This window comes from Lamprocystis purpurea DSM 4197, assembly GCF_000379525.1.
Taxonomy (GTDB): domain Bacteria; phylum Pseudomonadota; class Gammaproteobacteria; order Chromatiales; family Chromatiaceae; genus Thiodictyon; species Thiodictyon purpureum.
The window spans coordinates 1-23,646 of sequence record NZ_KB902506.1; the positions used below are offsets into that span (position 1 = coordinate 1).

Consider the following 23,646-nt stretch of genomic DNA (forward strand, 5'->3'; position numbering starts at 1 on the left):
GGTCGAACCAGTGCCGGTGCAGGCGCCATTCGCTGCCGGGGTCGATCAGGCGGTACGCCACCAGGGTCTTGAGGACATTTAACCAGCGTGTGCCCTTGCGGCTGGGTGGCAGTCGCGACGCCCAGAAGGTGTCCAGTTGCAACAGATCCCACAGCCCACACGCCACCCAGCACGCGCCCCACTGCCGCGGCCGGCGCAACTGCAATTCGCTCAGCTTGACCTGGACCACCGCACAGGCCAGCTCCGGCGCCTGGCGATCCTCCGGAAACAGGGCCAGCTGGGTGGCGGCGCCCGCGTCCTCGTCAAAGACGGCAATCGAACGGCACCAGGCCGCTCGCTGGGCGTCGTTGATCTCCCCGAGGTACAACACGTGGCGCTGTACGACCCGCCCGTCCGCCACGCGGCGGTTCTCCACCACGCTCCAGTAGCGGTGCTCTTTGCCGTCTTTCTTGCGGGTCTTGGATCGCAGAAACATGCCGAATAGTGTCAGAAAAACGGCCGCCCGGATCAAGGACCAAAGTCGGCACTACAGCCGTTTTCGCGCGCCATGGTCTCGCTTGCTCAGGTACTTACCCTAGCATCAAGAGCCAAAATGGCCCCAAAATGGCGGAATCCTGGGTCGAATAGTCGAAGTCGGGCTAGCATTCTGTGTTCCGGCTATCTTCAAGTATCGCAGAACGAGCTAATCGGGGGTCGGCCATTCGTCGCTATGCGACACACCGTGTCGCGTGGTTCCGTTATCCTCTGTAGACGCTTCAGCACAGGAGTACATCGATGCAGCGGTTTCTTGCCGGTCACTGCCGGCTTGGTTGGATGGTGTTGATCCCGCTGGCGAGTCTCGCCGATGGGGGCATGACACCACAACCGGTGGTCAAGCTTGGCACCTGTCCGAGCGGTTACAGCACCAGCGGTCAGTATTGCATCCCCGGCCCCCGGGCCCGTCTGGCTCTGGAAAAGCGGGGGCGTTGTCCAAGTGCCTATGGGACCAGCGGGGCCTACTGTCTGGCAGGTTCACAGGCGCGGCCGGCGCTCCCGAAGATCGGCGCGGCCTGCCCGTCCCAGTGGTCAACGAGCGGCGATTATTGCCTGTTGAATCATTGACCGCCAACCCGTCCGCACCGTCATACCTCATTGACAACAGCACCTTGGGTATCCGCACATGCACCGACGTCAGATTCTGCAAGCCTTCGCGATGGGCGCCACGCTGAAGGTTACCGGCGGACTGGCCGACATCATCGGCGAACCGGGCAAACTGGTCCCGCCGCCGGCATCCGCAGCGCCGACCAAGACCGAGGCTTGGCTCGCGAATCTGGGACCCTTCGATGATAGGCCGCCAGCACCGGCTTGCATCGCGCTGGGTCCGGAAGCGGATGCGGTGATCGATGCCTTGCGCGTCCGGGCCAAGTCGTCCTGGGACGCCGCCAGTCACATGACAGGCTGGGATGTCGACTGTTTCCGCACCGGCCGGGATGATCCGGCGGGGCTCGATCGCTGGATCGAGACGCGCCTGCGTCCCTGCGATCTTATCGCGCTGGTGGTCGATGCCAACGACCCCGCAGCGCGCGCCCAGACACCCGGACCGCCTGGCCGGACTGAAGGAGGCGGCCCTGCGCATCGCGTTCATCGTCGGCGATGACGCCCGCGACCCCGACGCACCTTGGCGCGCCCCCCTGCACTCAGCCCTGGATCGCGTGTTCGATATCAGCCCCCAGCGGGGGTTCCTGCGCGCCGCGGCGATCACCACCCATGTCGATGGCCTGCTGCGGTCCGTCGGCGCGTGCCGGGGCGCGATGCGCCGACCGGCGCGGGCTCAAACGCCCGTCAGCGCTCCGGTCGCGGCGATGCCCGCCGCGCCGGTCCAGTAGCCGTCCACCAGCCCACCCGGTGCCAGGTCGCGCAACCTGACCAAGCCGTTCGCGGTGGAGAGGTCGCCGCTGAGACAGGCGGCATAGGTCCTGACGATCTCCGCGGTGTCGTGGGATTGCGGGCTGATGCGCAGCAGGTCGATGCCCAGTGCGGTCACGTCATCGAGTGACGCGAGCAGGCTGTGGGCCGCGGCGGATTGGGTCTGGATGCCGTTGAGTGCCAGGAAGGGCTGACCCTCCTGGGTGGTGATCAGCAACCCGTCCGGGTGCTCGCCGCAGCGGAATTCGCACTGGTCCTTGCCCTGGCCGTTGTTGTAGGCCGTGAAGCAGCGTGCCGAGTAGGCGAGCGGCAGCCGACCGAAGGCGAAGACCTCGCACTCGACACCGGCCGGCCGGACTCTGAGCAGCTCAATCGCCGTTGCGCGGCCCAGTTCGACCGGCAGCACCCAGCGCTTGAGACCGCGCGCGGCCAGGAAGCTCAGCGTGCGCTGGTTATAGAGATTGATGGACGGACCGGTGACGAACGGACGGCCCTCCAGGAAGTCCAGGGCGGCCAGGTCGTTGGCTTCGATCAGGAAGCGGCGGTCGGCACACTGCCGTTCCAGGGTCTTGAGTTCCCCCTCGGATTCGATCAGGGCGAGGGTGGAGATCACGGGTTCGCGCCCGCTGGCGGCCACGCGCTCCGCCAGGTCCCACCAGTCTTCCGGGCGCAGGAGGCGGCGTTTGGAGCAGATGGTCTCCCCCAGGTAGATGACCTCCACCGGGGTCTCGATCATCTCCGCGTAAAAATCCAGCACCTGCTCGCGCGGCCAGTAGTAGAGCAGCGGCCCGAGCGACAGGCGCGGACGCGGTGGGGTGGCTGAGTGGATGTCCGTCGGCATGGCGTTCGCTCGATGTTGACTGTACTTTGAATTCGGGGTGAAAACGGAACCGGCCGCGCGCGGTGTCGGCCGGCTTGCGGCTGGCCGGCCCGAGCATGCGGAGTGGTCTCGCCGGCGCTTGGGGCTGGCAGCGGCGCCCTCAGTGCCAGGTCCGCTCGTAAGGTCCGATGGTCGTCTGGGTGCCTTCGGAGACCCGCGCCAGGGTGTCCATCCAGTCGGCCTTGGGCTTGAAGGCCGCGGGGTTGCGCCGGCAGGAATCGATGGCGTCGCGCCACACCCGGGTGACGTCCGACACGTAGCGCGTGCTGCGCTGACGGCCTTCCAGCTTGATGGCGGCGACCCCGGCGCTCATGATCTGCGGCAGCAGATCCAGGGTGTTGAGGCTGGTGGGCTCCTCGATGGCATAGCGGGTCTCGCCCTCGACCTCATAGCGGCCTTTGCAGATGGTCGGGTAGCCGGCCGGTTCGTTCCGGTCGCGCCGCTCGATCAGGATGCCGCCCAGGCGGGTCTCCTGGCCCGCCGGGGTGTCGCTCCACTGCACATGCGCGGCGGGGGAGCAGGCGCCGAAGGTGTTGGGCGACTGGCCGGTGGCGTAGGAGGACAGCAGGCAGCGCCCCTCGACCATCACGCACAGACTGCCGAAGCCGAAGATCTCGATCGGCACCGGGCTCTCTTTGATCAGATGGGCGACCTGGGCGATGGACAGGACGCGCGGCACCACCACGCGGCGGATGCCGAAGTGCCGGTGCATGAAGCGGATCGCCGCCGGACTGGTGGCCGACGCCTGCACCGACAGATGCAGCCGCAACTCCGGGTGGCGCTCCGCCGCGTAGTCGAGCACCCCCATATCGGCCAGGATCAGGGCATCTACGCCCAGGTCGGCCGCCCGATCGACGGCATTGGTCCAGCGTTCCCAGCCCTGGGGCTGGGCGTAGGTATTGACGGCGACGAAGACCTTGACCTGGTGATCGCGGGCATAGCGCAGACCCTCCTTAATCTGCTTGTCGCCGAAGTTGAGTCCGGCGAAGTGACGGGCGTTGGTGTCGTCGCGAAAGCCGATATAGACGGCGTCGGCGCCGTTGTCCACGGCAGCCTTGAGTGAGGGCAGATTGCCGGCGGGGCAGACGAGTTCCATGATGATTCGGTTCTCTGAATGAATGGAGAGAGTCAGGCGGTGCGGGCCAGCAGGGGCTGCGACGGTGGTGCGCAGCGTTCTCCCTGGCGCGTGCCGCGGCGGTATAGTTCGGCCTCGATACGGTTCAACACCGCCCATTTCAGTGCGCACCAGTCCGGCGCCAGCAGAATCGACCGGGCAGCGGTGCCGGTCAGGCGGTGGAAGATCACGTTCGGCGGCGTATGCTCGATCAGGTCGGCGCAGATGGCGACGTAGTCATCCAGTTCCAGCGGGCGGTAGTCCCCATGCTGCCACTCCAGGGCCAGGCGGGTATGCCGGACCACATGCAAGGGGTGCACCTTGAGACCTTCCACCCCCAGTTCCAGCACGCGTTCCAGGCTGTACATGGCGGCGTCGCGGCCCTCGCCGGGCAGCCCGATGATCAGGTGGGCACACACCGGCAGGCCGCGCCGATGGGCCGCGCGGGTGGCGGCGCGGAACTCGGCGAAGCCGTGGCCGCGATTGACTCGCGCCAGGGTGCGGTCGTCGGCCGATTGGAGGCCGAGCTCCAGCCACACTTCCTTGCCCTGGCGGCGGTAGCCGGCAAGCAGGTCCAGCACCGGTTCCGGAACACAGTCCGGGCGGGTGCCGACCGAGATCCCGATCACGTCCGGCAGTGCCAGCGCCTGGTCGTAGCGTTCACGCAGCCGCTCGATGTCGTCGTAGGTGTTGGTATAGGCCTGGAAGTAGGCGATGAAGCGGCGCGCTCCGGTGCGGCGGGCGAGCACGGCGCGTCCGGCGGCAATCTGATCCGCGACCGACGGCGCTTCCTGCGCGTGGGGGCTGAAGGATTGGTTGTTGCAGAAAGTGCAGCCGCCACGCCCTTTGGAGCCGTCCCGGTTCGGGCAGGTGAAGCCGGCATTGATCGCGAGCTTGTGCACCCGCTGACCATAACGCCGCAGCAGGTCCTGTCCGAGGGTGTTAACTCGCGCGCTCAGGATGCGCGCAACGGGGAACGCATTCGGATGGGCATCCGAGTGTGCGTCGGGACGAACGACGGTAGGGGCGGGATACATCAGCGGAAAGCTACCCCGTCGAAATGACTCGTGTCAATCGGCGGATCGCGGCGCCGTGCCGACGGGCGGGCAAGCGTCACCGCGCGGGTCGGTTGGGTGTCGTTGCACGTGACTTGCATCCAGTGGTTCGTGTAAGCTTTCAAGTCATTGTTTTCGCTGTTTCGTCGAATGGCGTCTCGGCATCTTGAACATCACCCGCCGCGGGTCTGTCGGCGCGGCCGAGGGCGACTGAATTGGGCTACTTTTACGTTTTTCTCGGACTCGGAGTGCTGGTGCTCCTGGCCTTCATACTCAGCTTACGCAAGCGTCTGGGGCGTCGCTATCGGTTGCCGTACGTGGTGGATGAATTCCTGTTTCCCCCGGCACAACGCGCCTTCCTGGCGGTGCTCGAACGCGCGGTGGGCCGTGATTACCGGGTCTACGGCCGGGTGCGGGCGGTTGATGTGATCGGTCTGCGGCGTCGTCCGCGTCTGGATCGGCGCAGCCGGCGGCGCGCCCTGGAGCGGCTGTGGAACTGGCACTTCGATTTCCTGATCTGTTCGGCGCAGACCGGTGCCATCCTCTGTGCCGTCAATCTGGCGCCGCGCTCGCGACTGCGCCGCGGGCCGCCCCGCACTGCCTTGGATCAGATCTGCGCCGCTGCCGAGTTGCCCTTTGTGCGCTTTTCCGAGGCCGATACCTACCGGGTGGCCGACATAGCGCCGCCGGTCCTCGCGGCGATCCGGTCCCGGCAGCCGCGCGCGGCCAAGGTCGAGGTGCCGTTGCCCGCGGAGGTCCCGGGCGAGTTGCGGGAGGTCCTGCATGGTCTGTCCCAGGTGATGGTAGACGACGCCCGGCAGGCGCGCGACGAACCGCTGCCCGCGCCGGCCAAACCCACGCAGCGCACCACGCAACCGCCGGGCACGCCCCTCGAGGTCGTGGTGTCGCGTCGCGAACCGACCCTGGTCGGCGACGGGGATGTCGACCTGGGGCCGGAATTCAGTATCGACGACGACCTGCACGAGGACGAGCGGCCGGTGCGGGTGCGGCGGTTCTGAGCGTTTCAGCTGGCGGTCAGGCTGACCCGATTGCGGCCCGATCGCTTGGCCACAAACAACTGGCGATCGGCCGCGTCAATGAGATTGACCGGCGGCTCGTGTCGCGCCGGTTGGCAGACCGCGGCGCCGATACTGACCGTGACCCAGGGGGAAACGGCTGACGCGCCGTGCGGGATCTGAAGCGCCTCGATGTCGGCACGCAACTGCTCGGCCACCACCGACAACCCTTGGGCATGCGGGCCGATGAGTAGGCAGATGAATTCCTCTCCGCCGTAGCGGGCGATGAAGTCCCCGGCCCGCTTGATGTCCTGGCTAAGGGCGTCGGCGACCCGGCGCAGACAGTCGTCCCCGGCCAGATGACCGTGGCCGTCGTTGTACTCCTTGAAAAAGTCGATGTCGACCATCGCCGCCGCCAACGTCTGACCGGAACGGAGCATCCGCCGCCATTCCTGATCGAGCCGTAGGTCGAAGGCCCGTCGGTTGGGGATGCCGGTCAGGCCGTCCAGACGGGACAGTTGGTCGAGGAGGTCCCGCTGGCGTTTGAGTTCCAGGTGGGTGCGCACCCGCAGTCTGACGATGGCCTCCTTGAACGGCTTGGTTACGTAGTCCACCGCTCCCAGCGCCAAACCGCGGGTCTCGTCCTCGGCATCGGCCAGGGCGGTAATGAAGATGACCGGGATCATGCTCAGCAGGGGGTCGGCCTTCAGCGCCGCGCAGGCCTGGTAGCCGTCCATCTCCGGCATCATCACATCCAGCAGAATCAGGTCCGGCGCACAGGACTCGGCGAGCTTCAGCGCCTGTCGGCCGTTGGTGGCGGCGGAGATCTGGTGCCCCTCGTCGGCCAGCATCCGGCTCAGCACCCGGATATTGTCCGGAACATCGTCTACGATCAGTATGCGCACGCGCGGCTCCAGGGTTGCGTTACAGCGGGGTGCATGAGAACTCGTCGATCGCCTTATCATATCGCTCAATAACGCAACCATGGCGCTGGATTTCGCATCAATGTTCCACCGGGTCGGGTCAGTGATCCGCCGGTGCCGTCCGAACCAGGGAGCTGGCCTATGCTGTCCAAAGTGACTGATCCGTGGTCCGCGCGGCGGATGTTTCAGGTCTTGCCCTGGCTGATCCTGGCCGGCGGTTTGGCGCTCACCTGGCTGTTGGGATCGCAGTTGCGCCAGCGGGAGATCGCGATCGAGCGGGCCGAGTTCGCGCTGCGCGTCAACGAGGTGGTGAGCGGTTTACAGCACCGGATGACGGCCAACGCCCAGATCCTGCGGGGGGTCGCCGGTCTGTTCGAGAGTACCGGCGAGGTCAGCCGCGAGGGCTTCCGCCGCTATGTGGAAGGGCTGCGGCTCGATCGATACTATCCCGGCATCCAGGGGGTCGGCTATGCCGCTGTCGTGCCGGCCGCCGACCAGGCGCTCCATGTGGCCCAGATGCGCGCCCAAGGCCTTCCCGACTACGCGATCCGGCCGCCCGGCGACCGCGATCCTTACTCGGCGGTGATCTATGTCGAGCCCTTCGATTGGCGCAACCAACGCGCCATTGGCTTCGACCTGTTGACTGAGCCGGTGCGGGCCGCGGCCGCGGCCCGCGCCCGCGACCAAGACGGGGAGGCCATGTCCGACCGGGTGACGTTGAAACAGGAAGCGGACGGGGAGGTGCCGGCGGGGGTCCTGCTCTTCGTGCCGGTCTATCATACCGGTCTCCCACTGGATACCGTCGCGCAGCGGCGGTCGGCCCTGCGGGGCTGGGCCTACGCGGCGCTGCGGATCCAGGATGCGGTTGATGCGTTTTTGCTCAGCGACTATCGCGAGCTGTCAAAGCGCCTCTCGCTACAGATCTTTTCGACAGAATCCCAGACCCCTGAGACCTTGCTCTATAACCTGAATCCGGAGCCGGATGCCGCACTCGATCACCTCGAAATCGTGCGTCCGGTCACCATCGCGGGGAGCGACTGGATCTTCCGGGTCGCGCCGCGCGTGGCCCACCCGGCCGGTTGGCGAGCACATGCAGTCAGCCTCATCGTCATGGTCACTGGTGCATTGCTGAGCATCGCGCTCGCCCTGTTTTTGTACACGCTTACACGTAGTCATCTCCGGCTCGCCGCCGCGCTCGACGAAGCCGGCCGCGCCAATCGCGCCCTGGCGGACCGGACCGGCGAACTGGCCGACAGCGAGGGGCGCGTCCGGGCGAAGCTGGCCGCGCTGTTGGACCCGGCCGGGGATCTGGAGACGCTGAACTTGGCCGATATCGTGGATTGTCACGCGATTCAACAGATCATGGACGAGTTTTTCCGACTCACACAGATCGGCGTGGCCGTGATCGATCTGCGGGGTCAGGTGCTGGTGTCCACCGGGTGGCAGACGATCTGCACGCGGTTTCACCGGGTCCATCCGGTCACCGCCGGTAACTGCGTCGAAAGTGACACGCTGCTCTCGCGGGGCGTGGCGCCGGGCGCCTATCGCACCTACCGGTGCAAAAACGGCATGTGGGAGATGGTGACCCCGATCATGGTCGGCACCAAGCACATCGGGAATCTGTTTCTCGGCCAGTTTCTCTTTGACGACGAACCATTGGATTTGGAGGGATTCCGGGCCCAGGCGCGCCGCTATGGATTCGACGAAGCGGCTTATCTCGCCGCCTACACCCAGGTGCCGCGCTGGAGCCGCGTTAAGGTGGATACGGTGATGCGGTTTTACGGGCGCTTCGCGGAGCTGATCTCCCGCTTGAGTCATGCCAATATCCAGTTGGCGCGGACCTTGACCGAACAGCAGCGCGGCGAGCAGGCGTTGTTTGTGGCCAAGGAACAGGCGGAAGCGGCCAATCGGGCCAAGTCGATGTTCCTGGCCAATATGAGCCATGAAATCCGCACGCCGCTGAACGCCATCCTCGGCTTCGCCCAGGTCCTGGTGCGCGATCCCGGTTTGAATGCCATGCAACGGGACGGCCTGGTCACGATCCAGCGCAGCGGCGAGCATCTCCTGACCCTCATCAACGATATCCTCGACCTGGCCAAGATCGAGGCCGGGCGCATGACCCAACAGGCGGCGCCCTTCGAACTGCCGGGACTGATCGCCGATATCGAGGCGTTTTTCAGGCAGCACGTCCGCGACCGGGGACTTGAACTGACGATCGAGACCCGGGGGCTGCACCGGATGGTGGTCGGAGACAAGCTGCGCCTGCGCCAGGTCCTCATCAACCTGGTTGGCAATGCAGTCAAATTCACGCCGGCGGGACAGGTGACCCTGCGCGTTGAATGCGCGAGCGGCGACGAGGTCCGGTTCAGCGTTCTGGACACGGGCACGGGGATCGCCGCTGAGGATCTGACGCGGGTCTTCAAACCCTTCACCCAAACCGCCGCGGGTCGAAAACTACAAGAGGGTACCGGGCTGGGTCTGGCCCTGAGTTCCCAGTTTGTTCGCCTCATGGGGGGGGATCTGGCCGTCGACAGCAGGCCGGATCGGGGGAGCTGCTTCACCTTCACGATCGCGCTGCCCTCGGCGACCACTGCTGAACCAGACGAGGCCCGCGGCGAGCTTCCGGTGGTTGGTCTGGCCTCGGGCCAGCCGGTCTGCCGAGTGCTGATTGTGGATGATCAGCAGGACAACCGGCAGCCGCTGCGGGCGCTCCTGGAAACCTTGAATCCGCAACCCCCGGTGCTGGAGATTCGGGAAGCGACTGATGGTCAGGCCGCGCTCGCGGTCTGGGAAACCTGGCAACCGCAGGTGATCTTTATGGACATGCGGATGCCGATCCTCTCCGGCGAAGCGGCGACCCGGCAGCTCAAGGCGCGGATGCGCGCCCGGCCCGATGCGGTCCGCTCCGTCATCGTGGCGCTCAGTGCCAGTGCGTTCGACGAGAACCGCGATCAATTCCTGGCCAGCGGCTGTGATGCGTTTGCCTGCAAACCCTTCCGGGCTGAAGACCTGTTCGCCATTCTGGAACGCTGCGCCGGGCTCCGGTTCATCCGCGGCGCGGCGCCGTCAGTACCCGACCGCGGGTTGTCCCCCCAGGCTTTGGCCGTCCATCTGGCAGCCTGTCCGCCTGGATGGCGCGCCGACTTGGGTGCGGCGGTGGCCTTGGGGGATTTTGACCGGATCACCACGCTGCTGGAAACCCTCAAGGACCAGCAACACGCGCTCTATGCGATGCTGACGGCTTGGGCCTACAACTACGATCTGGATGCCTTCGTCACGCTATTGAACGCGGGTGAATCGGTTGGCGGTGACGCCGGGCAACCGGTCCCTTAGTAAGCGCGAGTATTGACGCCGAGTGAAAACATGACAAGAAGGCACGTATTTTGGCTGGCTCTCCTCGTCCTCCTCGTCCTCCTCGCCGCGTCCCTCGTCTTGTGGCGGCAGTTCCGCTCGGCCGAGCGCATCCCGGTGGGATTAGTCGCCTGGGCGGCGTCCGGGGCGGTGGTCGGTTCCCGTGAGTGGAATGCCGGGGACCTGTTCCTGGAGGAACATCCGAACAGCCGCATCCGATTGCTGCCACTGGACGATGAGTGGAAACCGGACAAGACGGCCCCAGTCATTCAAGGCGCCAAGGACGTCGGCGTGCGCTTCTTCATCGCCACCCACCCCTCTAACTGTGCGGTGGTCAGCCTGCCCCTGTTTGCGGACCCTGGGGCACTGCTCATCAATCTGGCCTCGACCAGCCCGGCCCTGAGTGGTCAGGACGATTTCTTCCTGCGTATCATCCCCGATGCTGTGCAGGAGCAACAGGCCATTGCCCGCTATCTCCACCAGTTGCCAGGGCAACGTCTGCTCGTGTTGCAGGATACCGGCAATCCGGCCTATACCGACCCGGCCTTTGCGGCCTTTGCCGCGGAGCTGGCCGCGCTGGGCCACTGGCAGATCGTTCATCGCCCGCTGCGGGTTACTGAGTTCAAACCAGACGACGAGCGGCCACTCATGGCTGAACCCTTCGACGCGCTCTATATTCTGGCCGGCAGCTTTCAGACCGCCATCGGCAATATCGCCCAGCTTTTTCACTACCTGCATCCGCAGGCGCCGATTCTGCTGACCCCTTGGGCGCGCTCACCGGCCATCCTGGAGACGGCGGGTGACGCCGTCGACCGGATCATCCTTCCCAGTCCTTACCGCTCACGGCGCCAGGACCCAGCGCTCGACAACTATTTCCGGCGCTTTCATGCGCGCTTCGGCTATGAGGCTCACGCCATGACCATCGGGGTGCGGCAGGCTCTGGAATTGCTGGATCGCGCCTTCGCTCAAGGCGCTTCAGAGCCGCTGGCGGTCAAGCGGTTCCTGCTGTCCGTGCCGGTTCACCAGACCAGTCTGGGCCCCATCGCGTTCGACCGCACCGGGGATGTCGGCGGCAGCTACAGCTTCATCACGGACCTCAAGCAAGAACTCCAATGACCTGGGCGCGCCGGACCACTTTTTGGCGCTACAACCTCTTCTTGGAGGTTGTGTCGCTCGCGCTCGCGTCCGCCATCTTGTTCGCCGGCATCTGGTTCACTCTGAACCGGATCAACCAGGACTATCTGGATCTGCGCCTGGCCGATGCCGCCCGCGTCCATGTCTTTCTGGAAAGCCAATTGGATGAAGCGCGGGCCGGTCTGGCCACGTTCGCGGACCTGCCCGCGACGCAGCGCTCGCCCCAGGTAATGAAGCTCTTTACGGCGTTTTCGGATATTTATTGCCTGGATCGGGCGTTGCGCGTGGTGCAGATCCACAAAGCGGTGCCGAACAGCAAGGTATTTACCGGTTTTTCGTTTTCCGGGGGCAAACTCGCGAGCTATCTCCAGTCGGTCGGAGAATCCACCGATGCGTCGGAAATCCTGCGGGGATATGAAGACGATGCGCCCAGTGTCTATATTGGCATCCACCGCGGCGACGAGTTCTGCATGGGGCGCCTGAACCTGGACTATGTTCGCAAGTTTCTGATCCAGTTCTCGCAGTTCTCGGGGGCACCCCTGATGCTCACCGCCAGCGATGGCTTCGTGATGCTCTCCGGCGATCCCGCCTTGCAACTCCCCGCGATCGATCTCAAACGGTGGGTAGAGACGCCCAACGCCAGTCGGACCCTGACCACCGGCAATCGCCGATGGATACCCCTGATCGCACCGACCGGCGCCATTGGCGCCCGAATAGTCATGCTCGTCCCCACCGAGTTTCTGGACACCCAGCGCAACACGCTGCTGGCCTTTGGGCTCGCCTTCATGAGCGGCTGGTTCCTCCTCGTTGTGCTCAAGAATCATCGGCTGAACCGGCTGGTCATGCAGCCGCTGCGCGCCTTTGCCGGAAAGCTGCGCGACTTGGAACTGGGCAAGTTGCGAACAGCAGATGCGGACGCGGATCAGCGCTTCACGGAACTGGTCGAGATCCACACCCGCTTCCGGGCTATGGCCGAGGCCATCAAACAGCGTGAACAGGCCCTGCGCGACAGTGAAAAACAGTATCGCATCATCACCGAGAGCATGAAAGATGTGGTCTGGATATTCGACATGGAAACCCGGCATTTCCTTTATCTCAGCCCTTCAATCGAGGAACTGGTTGGTGTTACGCCACAGGACTACCTGGCCGCACCTTTTGGCGCGTTGTTGACGCCGCAGGTGACCGACCAGTTGCAGTTGCTCTGGGGCCAGCGGGCCGCCGTCCTATTATCCGGTGGGAGTAAGCCCGGTCAGTCCTATGTCGACGAGGTGCTGCATCCGCATCGAGATGGGACTCTGATCTGGACGGAGGTTGTCAGCACTTATTGGTTGAATGAGGAAACCGGTCATGTCGAGGTTCGCGGCGTCTCACGCGATATTCGAGAACGCAAGCAAGCCCAGGAAGCACTCTTCATTGCCAAGCAACAAGCGGAGGAGGCCAACAAGGCGAAATCGACCTTCCTCTCCAACATGAGCCACGAGATCCGCACCCCCCTGAACGCCATCCTTGGCTTCGCCCAGGTGCTGATCCGCGATCCGCACCTGACGGCCCCCCAGCGCGACAGCCTGACCACCATCCAGCGCGGTGGGGAGCATCTGCTGGCACTGATCAACGACATTCTCGATATGGCCAAGATCGAGGCGGGACGGATGAGCGTGCAGGTCGTCCCCTTCGATCTCATCCAGCTTCTGTCGGAGACGGAAGGGTTGTTCCAGCAACGCGCCCGCGACCGGGGCCTCAATCTGACCTTCGCGCTATCCGCAATTCCCCGCGGGGTCATCGGGGATGCGCAGAAGCTCCGCCAGATCCTAATCAATCTCGTCGGCAATGCCATCAAGTTTACCCGCGCAGGCGGTATTATCCTGAAGGTCGAGCCAGCCGGCGCCGAGCAATTCCGGTTCAGTGTCAACGACACCGGAGTCGGCATCGCCCCCGAGGAGATGATGCGGCTGTTCGAACCCTTCAGCCAGACGGCCAGCGGCCGGGAACTGCAAGGTGGGACCGGACTCGGTCTGGCCTTGAGCTACCAATTCGTCCGGCTCATGGGGGGGCAGTTGAGCGCGCAGAGCAGTCTTGGTCAGGGGAGTTGTTTCGCCTTCACCCTGCCGCTGCCCGCGGCTGCCGGTGCGGAAACGGGCACCGATCAGGCGCGCCGCGCGGTGCTGGGCCTGGAGCCCGGCCAGCCGGTTTGTCGCGTGCTCATTGTCGATGACCTGCCCGACAATCGGGCACCGCTGCGGGCGCTGCTGGAGTCGCTGAATCCTCAGCCGCCGGTCATCGAGTGCCGGGAGGCGGCCGACGGCCGAGAGGCGGTAGCGCTCTGGGAAGCATGGCAACCGCATGTGATCTTCATGGACATGCGCATGCCGGTGCTGTCGGGGGAAGCGGCGACCCGCCGGATCAAGGCGCGCGCGGCGACGCGCCCTGCAGCCGTGCGGTCGGTGATCGTGGCCTTGACCGCCGGTGCCTTCGACGAGAATCGTGAACAGGTTCTGGCCAGCGGTTGCGATGCGTTCACCCGCAAACCCTTTCAGGCCGAGGAGCTGTTCGGCATGTTGGAGCGGCTGGCCGGGCTGCGGTTCCGGCGCGCCGGGGACGCGCCGCCGCCACCCGATGTGTCGCCGGAGGATCTGATCCGGCGCCTGTCCGCCAGTCCCGCCGACTGGCAGGCCGAATTCAAGCAGGCAGTGGGGTTGGGCGATTTCGGGCATATGGAGGCACTGTTGGAGCGGATACGCGATGACGATGCGATACTGCACGAGACCTTGGCACGGTGGGCCTATGACTACGATCTGGAAGCCCTTGCGGCCGTGTTCAAGCTGGGGTGATCCGGGTACGGCCGAAATCCGCACCGGGGCGGCTGGCGAGGCGCGGCGGAAAGGGGACGGACATGATTGCGGTTGAATTGCTGATCGGCCTGATGTGCGCGGTGCTGCTCCTGCACTTGAATAGCACCCGCCTTGCTCAGCGTGCCCTCAGGGCCCGTCTGGAACAGCAGGTTCAAGCTCTCCGGGCCGAACTCGGTCAGTCCTGGACGACTGCGGAGCAGATGGCCGGCGAACTTGCGAGCAGTGATCAGACGCTGCTCTTTTCCATCATCCATGACATCACCGAGCGCCGGGAGGTGCAAGAAGCCTTGCGCCAGAGTGAGGAACGCTTCCGCACCATTTTTACCTCGGCAGCGATCGGCATTGTCCTGCTGGATCTGGACAAGCGGCCGCTGCTGATCAATCCGGCCCTGGAACGGTTTATCGGGGTCTCGGCAGCGCAACTTCAACAGACCGATGTCCAGACCGTGACGCATCCGGATGACTGGGAGGAGGACGCCCGGTTGTTCGGCGAGTTGTGCGCCGGGCAGCGGGACAGTTACGCCATCGAAAAGCGCTATGTTCGTGCGGATGATCAACTGCGTTGGGGGCATCTGACCGTGTCGGCCATTCGCGGTGCGGACGGTGCCGTCACCGGTGCCATCGGGATGGTGGAAGACATCACCGAGCGTAAGGACACGGAACGCCGGCTCCGCGACGATGAGGAGCGGTTCAAGGCCCTGGCGGAGACCTCGCCGCTCGCGATTTATGTGTCGACGGGCATTGAGCAGCGGGCACAATACGTCAACTCGACCTTCGTCAGGCTGTTCGGTTATACCCTCGACGAGGTACCGACCGTGAACGATTGGTGGCCGCGCGCCTACCCGGATCCCACCTATCGCCGACAGATCGTCGACGCCTGGCAGCGCCGGGTGGAGCGTGCCATCGCCACGCAGTCCGAAATCGCACCGATGGAGACCGTGGTCACCTGCAAGGATGGCTCGCAGAAGACCGTCGAGTGGGGTTTTAAGACCATTGGCGCACAAAATTGGAGCTTCGGTCTGGACCTGACCGCGCGCAAGCAGGCGGAAGACGCACTGGCGCGGGCCAAGGAAGCGGCGGAGGCGGCTAATCGGGCCAAAGGTGAGTTCCTCGCCAACATGAGCCATGAAATCCGTACCCCACTGAATGCCATCCTGGGCTTTGCCCAGGTGTTGGAGCGCGATCCCACGCTCGATTCCGGCCAGCAGGAAAGTCTGGCCACCATTCGGCGCAGCGGCGAGCACCTGCTGACCCTGATCAACGACATCCTGGATATGGCCAAGATCGAAGCGGGCCGGATGGTCTGCCAGGCGGTCGCCTTCGACCTGGGCGGGCTGATCACTGAGACCGAGGCGTTCTTCCGCAAGCGCGCGCACGACAGTGGGTTGACGCTGACCGTCGAGACCCCGGCGCCGCTCGGGATGGTGATGGGCGACGCCATGCGGCTGCGCCAGGTCCTGATCAACCTCGTGAGTAACGCGATCAAATTCACGCCGGCCGGACAGGTGACGCTGCGGGTCGAGGCGGAACTGGGTGACCGACTGCGTTTCAGCGTCGCCGATACGGGAGTCGGGATCGCCCCGCGGGATCTGGAGCAACTCTTCGAACCCTTCAGCCAAACCGCGAGCGGCCTGCGGGTGGAGGGCGGGACCGGTCTTGGTCTGGCCCTGAGTCGGCAGTTTGTGCGGCTCATGGGAGGGGAGTTGAGTGCGTCCAGCACCCCCGGCCAGGGCAGTTGCTTCGCCTTTCTCCTGACGCTGCCGCCCGCCGACTGTCGTGAACCGGGCGCCGGACCGGCGGCGCCACCGATCGTCGGTCTGGAACCGGGGCAGCCGGTGTGCCGGGTGCTGATCGTCGATGACCTGCCGGACAACCGGACCCCGCTGCGGTTGCTGCTGGAGTCGCTGAATCCGCTGCCGCCGGTCATCCTGTGCCGGGAGGCGGCCGACGGCCAGGAGGCGGTGGCGCTCTGGGAGGAATGGCAGCCGCATGTCGTCTTTATGGACATGCGGATGCCGGTGCTCTCCGGGGAAGCGGCGACCCGCCGGATCAAGGGGCGGATGGCGGCCCGGCCCGCGGCGGTGCGGTCGGTGGTCATCGCGCTCACCGCCAGCGCCTTCAATGATCACCGCGACCAGTTCCTGGCCTGCGGCTGTGACGACTTCGCCGCCAAGCCGTTTCGTGCCGAGGAGCTTTTCGCGATCCTGGAGCGACTGGTCGGGTTACGGTTCATCCGGGCCGGGGAAGCACGGAGCGCCGATGACGCGTTGTCTGCCGACACGCTGGCGGTTTGCTTATCCGCCTGCTCCGCGCAATGGCGAGCCGAGCTGCGGGGCGCGGTGGCACTGGGTGATTTCGATCGGATCACCACGCTCATCGAGCAACTCGACGCGCGCGACGCCGCGCTGCGCACGGTACTGTCGCGGTGGGCTTACCGTTATGACCTGGATGCGTTTTCGCAACTCCTGAGCACCCGCGGGTAGAAACAGACGATGAGGCATGGCATGGACAGGTCTTGCACTTTGCCGCCGTTTCTGAAGCATCGGCTGCTCGCGATGGCGCTGCTGTGGTGGGCTTGCGCACCCGCCGTTTGGGCGCAGCCGGCTGAAACGGTGATGCCGCCGACGCCGTTCCAATTGACCCAGGAAGAGCGCGCCTGGCTGGACGCGCAGCATACCGTCCGCGTTCGCATTGTCGACTGGCCTCCATACATGATCGCTACGCCGGAGCCCTCGGGGGTGGTGGTCGACTATATCCAAGCCATCGCCAAGCGCTTCAACTTCGAGGTCGCGTTTGTGAGCAGTGCCATGCAGTGGGCCGAGGCGATGGCTGATGTCCGGGGCGCCCGCGCGCAGTTCGATCTGCTGCCGACCATGAACCGGACCCCGGAACGTGAAAAGGAGTTTGCCCTGACCAACGATTACCTGACCGCGCCCTGGGTCGTCTATACCCGCAATGACAGTCCCTACATCGCCGGTCTCGAAGGTCTGAGCGGCAGCACCCTGGCTTCGGAAAAGGGCTATGCGATCACGGACAAGATTCGGACCGACTATCCCGCGATTCGCATCCTCGAGGTGGGGCGGTCGCAGCAGGCCCTTGAAGCTGTGGCCACCGGCCAGGCGGATGCCTATGTCGGAAACCTTGCCGTTGCCAATTTCCTCATCAAACGGAATCGCTTAACCAACCTGGTGGTCGCCGCCGGCACGCCCTACGGTCAGCATACGCACGGGATGGCGGTACGTCCGGACTGGCCGGCGCTGGCCTCGCTGATCAATAAAGGGCTTGCGGTCATGACCCCGGCGCAGATCAATGCCATCAACCAGAAATGGGGCGCGGTGGAGATCCGGCCGCAAATCGACTATACGCTGGTATGGCAAGTCGTCGCCGGCGCCACGTTGATCTTTCTCGCGGTCTTCTACTGGAACCGGCGGCTGGCCCGTGAAGTCGCCATCAGACAGCGCATTGCGGCCGATCTGCAGGTGTCCGAGGCCGATCTGACGGAAGAAAAACGCCGCTTGCAGCAGGCGCAACATGCGCTGCAACACTTGAATCAGACGCTGGAGGATCAGGTCCGGCACCGGACAACGGAACTGGAATCCGCCAACGAGACCCTGCGGCGCAGCGAGGAGCGCTACCGGCTGTTGGCCGACAATGCCAGGGATGTCATCTGGACCATGGCGCTTGACGGCACCATTACCTCGGTCAGTTCAGCCGTCGAGACGGTGCGGGGCATCACCCCGGCCGAGTCGCTGGCGCAACCGCTCGACGCGATCCTTACACCCGATTCCTGCGCCATTGTGGTTGATTATTTCACCCGGTTGCGCGCCGCCGTTGAGGACGGCCGGACACCGGAGCAGTTCCGGGGAGAACTCGAATACCAGCGTAACGACGGCTCCACCTATTGGACTGAAGTCATGGCCTATCCGCTGTTCAGCGCGGATGGAGCCTTTTTGGAAATCCTCGGCATGACCCGCGACATCGATGAGCGCAAGCGCTACGAGCATATGCTCCAGCAAACCCGTGATCTCGCCGATGCGGCCAACCTGGCCAAGAGTGAGTTCCTGGCCAACATGAGCCACGAGATCCGCACCCCGCTGAATGTGATTCTTGGCTTCGCTCAGGTGCTGGTCCGCGACCCTGCACTGAATGCCAACCACCGCGACAGCCTGATCACCATCAAGCGCAGTGGTGAGCACCTGCTGACCCTGATCAACGATATCCTGGACATGGCCAAGATCGAGGCCGGCCGGATGACCGTCCAGCCGGCAGCCTTCGATCTTACGCGGCTCATCGCGGAGACTGAGGCATTTTTCCGGCAAAGTGCCCAGGATCGCGCACTCAGGCTGACCGCCGAGTCCGTTGTCCCCGCGCGACTGGTTGTCGGCGATCAGACGAAGCTGCGTCAGGTCCTGATCAACCTGGTCGGCAATGCCGTCAAGTTCACCACCCAAGGATCCGTGACGTTGCGGGTCGAAGCCGTTGCCGGTGACGGGATCCACTTCAGCGTCAGCGACACCGGGGTGGGGATCTCGCCGCAGGAGATGGCGCGCCTCTTCGATCCCTTCATCCAAACCGCCAGCGGTCGGCAATCGCAGGGGGGAACCGGGCTCGGCCTGAGTCTGAGTCACCATCTGGTCAAGCTCATGGGAGGGGAGCTGACCGCCGTCAGCACGCTGGGGCAGGGGAGTTGCTTCTCCTTCACCCTGTCACTCCCGGCGACCGCCGCCGTCGTACCCGCCGCGGACCGGACCGAGGTCCCGATCGTTGGTCTGGAGCCGGGCCAACCGGTCTGCCGCGTGCTGATTGCCGATGATCTGGCGGACAACCGAGCGCCGCTGCGGACGCTCCTGGAGGGGCTCAATCCGCAACCGCCGGTGCTGGAATTGCGTGAGGCAGCCGACGGCCAGGAGGCCGTGGCCATCTGGGAGATCTGGCAGCCCCAGGTGATCTTCATGGACATGCGGATGCCGGTCCTGTCCGGTGAGGAGGCAACGCGCCGGATCAGGTCCCTGACGGCGGAGCGGCCCGCGGCCGTGCGCTCCGTGGTGGTGGCGCTCACCGCCAGCGCCTTCGAGCAACAGCGTGATCACTACCTGGTCTGCGGCTGCGACGCGTTTGCCCGCAAGCCGTTCCGTGCCGAGGAAGTCTTCGACATCCTGGAGCGGTGTGCCGGACTGCGGTTCGTGCGCGCCGGGACACCACCCGCGTGCCCCGCATTGTCGCCGGACGACGTGGTCCAGTGTCTGGCCGCGTGTTCCGCCAGGTGGCGCGCCGATCTGAAGGCGGCGAGCGAATTGGGTGATTTTGACCGCATCACCGCGGTGTTGGAGGAGATCCGCGATCCGGACCCCGCGCTCTATGGGGCACTCGCGCCGTCGGCCTACGCGTATGACCTGGATTTCTTTGCGGACTTGTTCAGTCGGGTTGAGGCCGGCGATATCCGAGAGCCCGAGGCGGTCGCGTCGGCTGACCGCCCCACGGACGCGGACCCCAAGGTCCCCGGCCGATGAGCACCGGAGCCCAGGCCATTCAATTTGCCGGAGCACTGGGGTCGATCCAGACCCACCCATCGGCATCCCGGCAGCGGTAGGTGTGGATCGGCGAATCGGCCGGTTCATCCATCGGCGCGCCGGTCAGCAGGCTGAAGCGGCTGCCGTGCAGCGAGCATTTGATCCGGTCTCCGTCCAGACAGCCGTAGGACAGCGGATAGTCCTCGTGGCTGCAATTGTCCTCGCAGGCGTAGTAGCGGCCGTCCAGGTTGGCGACCACGTAGGCGCGATCCTCTACGACGACCTTGAGGAATTTGCCGGGGGCGATGGCGTCGGTGCGGGCCACGGCGACATAAGGCTTGTCCATCCTGTTTCCTCCTCAGCGTACGCGCAGCGCGGCGCGGCCCGAGTCCAGGGCCTCGCGCGCCCGGCCGGCGGCGGCGGCCAGGGAGGACTCCCGGCCCAGGTGCCACAGGACCAAGGCGGCGGAGAACACCAGGCTGTCGTAGGTCGTCCCGCGGGTGCCCGCCAGGGCGGCCATCCCGGCCGCGGCCGCGGCGCGTGCGGTGGCGGGCACGTCGACCGCGACCGCGATGTCATCCCCCGGTCGGGTGGTCTGGGGCAGGTCGGCCGGCAGCGCCACGGCACGCACGGATTGTTCGATCCCCAGGGCGGCCGGGTCGATCTCGAAGGGTTGTTCCTCGCCGCGACCCTGATAGTTGAAACAGGTGCCGACCTGACGCAGGGACGGGATCACACCGCCCTCCACCCCGCGCACCAAGAGCGCCGAGTCATAGCCGGCGTGGCGGGCGAGCAGCGCATAGATACGGGGGTAGGGCTTGTGCACATAGCCGGTGACCAGATGGGTGCGGCGGCGGCCCTGGATCGGCCGCGCCAACACCTCCACCGTGGTGAGGGCCTGGCGTTTGACGACGGTGGAGCGCAGGTCGACCAGCCCATGCAGGGCGGGGCAGAAGGCGCGCTGATCGAGGTAAGTCCAGCCGATCTGCGGGTCTGCCAGACGGGCGGCGGCGGTTGCCGTGTCCAGGCCGACCGGGACCCCAGCCGCCTCCAGGCAATGGCGGTGGGTGACCCCGAACTTGGGTCCGACCGCGTCCGCCCCATGCGTGAGGGCGGGCACGCCGCACTCGGCCAGCAGGGCCGGCAGGAAGGGCGCGGCCGGCAGACAGCGGTTGTAGCCGTCGTAGGGGTCGGCGATGTCGACCACGTCGTCGACCGCCGCGACCACCGGCGTGGTCGCGTCGCGCACCGCGTCGAGGATGCCGCGCAGTTCATCGTCCGACTCGCGTTTCATGCGCAGGGCAATCAGAAAGATACCGGCCTGAACCGGGTCCACCTGGTGAGCGAGGATGGCGTTCATCCCGGCGCGCGCTTCCTCCGCGGAGATATCTTTGGAGAGTTCCGGGCCGGTCGCGATGCGCTGGATGATCGAGCGCATCGCAAGCCTGGGGTCCGTGGCGATTTGGGTACTGCTCATGGCGTCCTCTTGATGATTGGGTCGGGTCAGTTGACTGCTGATTGCGCGCGATCGGGCGCATCCGCCAACCCGCCGCGCCGGGTTTCTGGGGTCGACAGCGCGCTGGTTCAATCGCGGCGGGCGGTCCGGGTTGCGGGAGAACCGCAGGTCGCGGCGGTTGGCCGGCGGCATCGATCGTCACGGACGTCTCGCGCTCGGGCCTATGATCGGAGATTGCGCAACCCGCCGCAATTGACGATCTGCGCCCGCGGCATCTTGTACGTGGGATCGCGACTTGACAAGGTGCGTCGTCGCGTCTAAGGCACCCGCCGCGGTTGTGCACAGCCGGTGCCGATCGGGCCTGGACCTTGCCGCGTGGGCGGTCGTTCGGGTCAGACCCCTGGGTGACTTCTGTAACTTATTGTATTATAAATCTAAGCGTTTGTCTTTTCGTGGTGAGTCAAGGAGAGTGCCGGCCGCAACGGGCGACCTGAGGATCATCTGTCGACACTGATCCACAGAGTTATCCACAGGTTTATCCAGGGCGGCTGGTTTCTCGCGGTACCGCGATCACTGCTATCCCGGAAGGTCCGCCGGTCGCGGCCCGAGCCGGTGTTCCGAATTTGGGCAGCAGCAACCAGCATGGAGCCGTCGGCGGGGCTGATGGTGGATGCGCTGCGCTTATCCACCCTACAAAACCGGCACTGCTGTAGGGTGGATAAGGCACGCCGCACAATGGTCGGGACGCGGCATGTCGGTCGTGCGCGCCGCATCCACCAAGGGTCGGACGAGGCCCTCAACTTTGGCGTTGCCGGCCGCCGCACGGCACGCGTGGCAGCCATGCCAGTCCCGTGCTTTAATGTCACGAGTAACCGACCGCTAACCGGAGTCCGACGATGCCGCAGACGGTGCTGGACACGCCCATGGGTCCGATCGGATTGCACTGGACCGGGCAGACCTTGACCGCCGTGGACTTGGCGCCTGATGCCGCCTGCTGCGCCGCGCGCGGCGCGGCGGATCTGCCGACCGCGCTGAGTCGCCAATTGGCGGCGTATCTCGCGGATGGCTCCGCGTCCTTCGATCTCGCGCTCGACCTCGGCGGCACGCCCTTCCAGCAGCGGGTATGGGCCGCCATCCGCGCGATCCCCGCGGGTGCGACGCGAACCTATAAGGACCTTGCCGCGCAGGTCGGCAGTGCCCCGCGCGCGGTCGGTCAGGCGTGTCGGGCCAACCCCTGTCCGATCGTCGTCCCCTGTCATCGGGTCGTCGCGGTCAAGGGTCTGGGTGGCTTTGCGGGTGATCGTTCCGGCCGTCAGTTGGCGATCAAGCGCTGGCTGCTGCGGCACGAGGGGGTTGCGGTTGATTGAGGGAGCAGCGCCGGCCGACGACCGGGCGGTCATCGAGGGGTTCGCCGATATCCTCTGGATGGAGCGCGGCCTGAGTCCGAATACACTCTCGGCTTATCAGTCCGACCTGCGTGCGTTCGCCCTCTGGATCGACCGCGAGCGGGGACGTTGCCTGCTGGCGGCCGAGCGTCTGGACCTGCTCGATTACCTTGCGGTCTTATCCGTGCAGGGCCGCAAGCCGCGCTCCGCGGCGCGGCTGCTGTCGTGCCTGCGCCAGTTCTACCAGCATCTGGTGCGCCAGGGTCTGATCGAGGAGGATCCGAGTGCCCGGGTGGATGCCCCGAAGCTTGGCCGCCCCCTGCCGCAGAGCCTGACCGAGGCCGAGGTGGAGTCGCTGTTGACGGCTCCGGATACGACGGATGCACGGGGATATCGCGACCGCACCATGCTGGAAGTGCTGTACGCCAGCGGGCTGCGGGTGACCGAACTGGTGACGCTCACCCCCGGTCAAGTCAGCCTGACGCAGGGCGTGGTGCGGGTGCTGGGGAAGGGCAGCAAGGAGCGGCTGGTGCCCTTGGGGGAAGATGCGGTCACCTGGCTCGCGGACTACCTGCGCGGTGCGCGCTTCGACCTGCTCGGCGGGCGGCTGAGTGACTTCCTGTTCCCGACGAGTCGCAGCGATTGCATGACCCGTCAGGCGTTCTGGCAGCTCATCAAGCGTTATGCGATCCTGGCCGGCGTTGTGAAGCCGCTCTCGCCCCATACCTTACGCCATGCGTTCGCGACCCACCTGTTGAACCACGGGGCCGATCTGCGGGTGGTGCAGTTGCTGCTGGGTCATAGCGATCTGTCGACCACCCAGATCTATACCCACGTTGCGCGTGAGCGGTTGAAACAGTTGCATCAGCGACACCACCCCCGTGGCTGATGGGGACTGCCGACCGGTTCGCACCGGCGACGCTCGGGACCAGCGGCTGCCGGCGACACGGGCGTCGCGGCGGGTTTTTCTGGAAGCGCGTCGCGGCTTGATTTATCGTCACGCGACCGGGCGCCGACCGACGGCGCAGAGGCCGCTTTCGCAGCCCCGCCGAACGGGTGAATGCCCGC

The 23,646-nt window shown here is 65.5% G+C and carries 16 protein-coding genes and 1 pseudogene; 10 read left to right on the forward strand and 7 right to left on the reverse strand.

Features of this window, described 5'->3' with window-relative positions:
- Positions 1-475, reverse strand: a pseudogene (locus A39O_RS0117385) (IS1634 family transposase); the annotation flags it as partial.
- Positions 476-774: 299 nt separating this feature from the next.
- On the opposite strand from A39O_RS0117385, the gene A39O_RS0117390 reads away from it, so the two are divergent.
- Both A39O_RS0117390 and A39O_RS0117395 read left to right on the forward strand, forming a co-directional pair.
- The gene (locus A39O_RS0117390; RefSeq protein ID WP_020505945.1) at positions 775-1,101 is read left to right on the forward strand and encodes a hypothetical protein; all 327 of its coding nucleotides are present in this window, start codon (positions 775-777) and stop codon (positions 1,099-1,101) included.
- A gap of 58 nt (positions 1,102-1,159) precedes the next feature.
- Positions 1,160-1,636 carry a hypothetical protein gene (locus A39O_RS0117395; RefSeq protein WP_020505946.1) on the forward strand — a complete coding sequence of 159 codons (477 nt, stop codon included), beginning with the start codon at positions 1,160-1,162 and terminating at the stop codon, positions 1,634-1,636.
- A gap of 174 nt (positions 1,637-1,810) precedes the next feature.
- Here the strand turns inward: A39O_RS0117395 and ubiV are convergent, their stop codons facing one another.
- The 3 genes from ubiV to A39O_RS0117415 all read right to left on the reverse strand — a co-directional run bounded on the left by ubiV (position 1,811) and on the right by A39O_RS0117415 (position 4,936).
- A complete protein-coding gene (gene ubiV / locus A39O_RS0117405; RefSeq protein WP_020505948.1) occupies positions 1,811-2,746 on the reverse strand; it encodes a ubiquinone anaerobic biosynthesis protein UbiV in 936 nt (311 codons plus the stop codon).
- Positions 2,747-2,885: 139 nt separating this feature from the next.
- Positions 2,886-3,881, reverse strand: a complete 996-nt coding sequence (gene ubiU / locus A39O_RS0117410; protein WP_020505949.1) for a ubiquinone anaerobic biosynthesis protein UbiU — start codon at positions 3,879-3,881, stop codon at positions 2,886-2,888.
- A gap of 32 nt (positions 3,882-3,913) precedes the next feature.
- Positions 3,914-4,936 carry a TIGR01212 family radical SAM protein gene (locus A39O_RS0117415; RefSeq protein ID WP_020505950.1) on the reverse strand — a complete coding sequence of 341 codons (1,023 nt, stop codon included), beginning with the start codon at positions 4,934-4,936 and terminating at the stop codon, positions 3,914-3,916.
- A gap of 233 nt (positions 4,937-5,169) precedes the next feature.
- Between A39O_RS0117415 and A39O_RS41765 the strand changes: the two genes are divergently transcribed.
- A complete protein-coding gene (locus A39O_RS41765; protein ID WP_051088841.1) occupies positions 5,170-5,973 on the forward strand; it encodes a DUF2726 domain-containing protein in 804 nt (267 codons plus the stop codon).
- 5 nt (positions 5,974-5,978) lie between these two features.
- On the opposite strand, the gene A39O_RS0117425 is transcribed toward A39O_RS41765, so the two are convergent.
- On the reverse strand, positions 5,979-6,935 hold the full coding sequence (locus A39O_RS0117425) for a diguanylate cyclase (protein WP_051088842.1): 957 nt from the start codon (positions 6,933-6,935) through the stop codon (positions 5,979-5,981).
- Between the two features lie 99 nt (positions 6,936-7,034).
- Between A39O_RS0117425 and A39O_RS36755 the strand changes: the two genes are divergently transcribed.
- The 5 genes from A39O_RS36755 (at position 7,035) to A39O_RS36770 (ending at position 19,737) form a co-directional block, all read left to right on the forward strand.
- Positions 7,035-10,226 carry a CHASE domain-containing protein gene (locus A39O_RS36755; RefSeq protein ID WP_020505953.1) on the forward strand — a complete coding sequence of 1,064 codons (3,192 nt, stop codon included), beginning with the start codon at positions 7,035-7,037 and terminating at the stop codon, positions 10,224-10,226.
- 30 nt (positions 10,227-10,256) lie between these two features.
- Complete coding sequence (locus A39O_RS0117440) at positions 10,257-11,360, forward strand: ABC transporter substrate-binding protein (protein ID WP_083924743.1); 1,104 nt, start codon at positions 10,257-10,259, stop codon at positions 11,358-11,360.
- Complete coding sequence (locus A39O_RS36760) at positions 11,357-14,206, forward strand: hybrid sensor histidine kinase/response regulator (RefSeq protein WP_020505955.1); 2,850 nt, start codon at positions 11,357-11,359, stop codon at positions 14,204-14,206. Before A39O_RS0117440 ends, A39O_RS36760 begins: the two co-directional genes overlap by 4 nt.
- Positions 14,207-14,268: 62 nt before the next feature.
- Entirely contained in the window at positions 14,269-16,710 is a 2,442-nt protein-coding gene (locus A39O_RS36765; RefSeq protein WP_157640235.1) for a PAS domain S-box protein, read from the forward strand.
- A gap of 21 nt (positions 16,711-16,731) precedes the next feature.
- Positions 16,732-19,737, forward strand: coding sequence for an ATP-binding protein (locus A39O_RS36770; RefSeq protein WP_169338460.1), 3,006 nt, complete (start codon positions 16,732-16,734; stop codon positions 19,735-19,737).
- 19 nt (positions 19,738-19,756) lie between these two features.
- Here A39O_RS36770 and A39O_RS0117460 read toward each other — a convergent pair whose 3' ends face one another.
- Together A39O_RS0117460 and A39O_RS0117465 are read right to left on the reverse strand one after the other, a co-directional pair.
- Positions 19,757-20,083, reverse strand: coding sequence for a Rieske (2Fe-2S) protein (locus A39O_RS0117460; RefSeq protein WP_020505958.1), 327 nt, complete (start codon positions 20,081-20,083; stop codon positions 19,757-19,759).
- Positions 20,084-20,095: 12 nt separating this feature from the next.
- Positions 20,096-21,214 carry an anthranilate phosphoribosyltransferase gene (locus A39O_RS0117465; RefSeq protein ID WP_026199495.1) on the reverse strand — a complete coding sequence of 373 codons (1,119 nt, stop codon included), beginning with the start codon at positions 21,212-21,214 and terminating at the stop codon, positions 20,096-20,098.
- A gap of 875 nt (positions 21,215-22,089) precedes the next feature.
- Here A39O_RS0117465 and A39O_RS0117470 point away from each other — a divergent pair.
- Both A39O_RS0117470 and xerD read left to right on the forward strand, forming a co-directional pair.
- Positions 22,090-22,560 carry a methylated-DNA--[protein]-cysteine S-methyltransferase gene (locus A39O_RS0117470; RefSeq protein ID WP_020505960.1) on the forward strand — a complete coding sequence of 157 codons (471 nt, stop codon included), beginning with the start codon at positions 22,090-22,092 and terminating at the stop codon, positions 22,558-22,560.
- Entirely contained in the window at positions 22,547-23,467 is a 921-nt protein-coding gene (gene xerD / locus A39O_RS0117475) for a site-specific tyrosine recombinase XerD (protein WP_020505961.1), read from the forward strand. Before A39O_RS0117470 ends, xerD begins: the two co-directional genes overlap by 14 nt.
- The last annotated feature ends 179 nt before the right edge of the window (positions 23,468-23,646 follow it).

Coding starts and splice junctions, on each gene's coding strand:
- A39O_RS0117415 (WP_020505950.1), bottom strand. CDS start 4,936: ATGTATCCCGCCCCTACCGTCGTTCGTCCCGACGCACACTCGGATGCC.
- A39O_RS0117460 (WP_020505958.1), bottom strand. CDS start 20,083: ATGGACAAGCCTTATGTCGCCGTGGCCCGCACCGACGCCATCGCCCCC.
- A39O_RS36770 (WP_169338460.1), top strand. CDS start 16,732: ATGGACAGGTCTTGCACTTTGCCGCCGTTTCTGAAGCATCGGCTGCTC.
- A39O_RS0117470 (WP_020505960.1), top strand. CDS start 22,090: ATGCCGCAGACGGTGCTGGACACGCCCATGGGTCCGATCGGATTGCAC.
- A39O_RS0117425 (WP_051088842.1), bottom strand. CDS start 6,935: ATGATAAGGCGATCGACGAGTTCTCATGCACCCCGCTGTAACGCAACC.
- A39O_RS0117440 (WP_083924743.1), top strand. CDS start 10,257: ATGACAAGAAGGCACGTATTTTGGCTGGCTCTCCTCGTCCTCCTCGTC.
- A39O_RS0117465 (WP_026199495.1), bottom strand. CDS start 21,214: ATGAGCAGTACCCAAATCGCCACGGACCCCAGGCTTGCGATGCGCTCG.
- A39O_RS36760 (WP_020505955.1), top strand. CDS start 11,357: ATGACCTGGGCGCGCCGGACCACTTTTTGGCGCTACAACCTCTTCTTG.
- A39O_RS36755 (WP_020505953.1), top strand. CDS start 7,035: ATGCTGTCCAAAGTGACTGATCCGTGGTCCGCGCGGCGGATGTTTCAG.
- ubiV (WP_020505948.1), bottom strand. CDS start 2,746: ATGCCGACGGACATCCACTCAGCCACCCCACCGCGTCCGCGCCTGTCG.
- A39O_RS0117390 (WP_020505945.1), top strand. CDS start 775: ATGCAGCGGTTTCTTGCCGGTCACTGCCGGCTTGGTTGGATGGTGTTG.
- A39O_RS36765 (WP_157640235.1), top strand. CDS start 14,269: ATGATTGCGGTTGAATTGCTGATCGGCCTGATGTGCGCGGTGCTGCTC.
- ubiU (WP_020505949.1), bottom strand. CDS start 3,881: ATGGAACTCGTCTGCCCCGCCGGCAATCTGCCCTCACTCAAGGCTGCC.
- A39O_RS0117395 (WP_020505946.1), top strand. CDS start 1,160: ATGCACCGACGTCAGATTCTGCAAGCCTTCGCGATGGGCGCCACGCTG.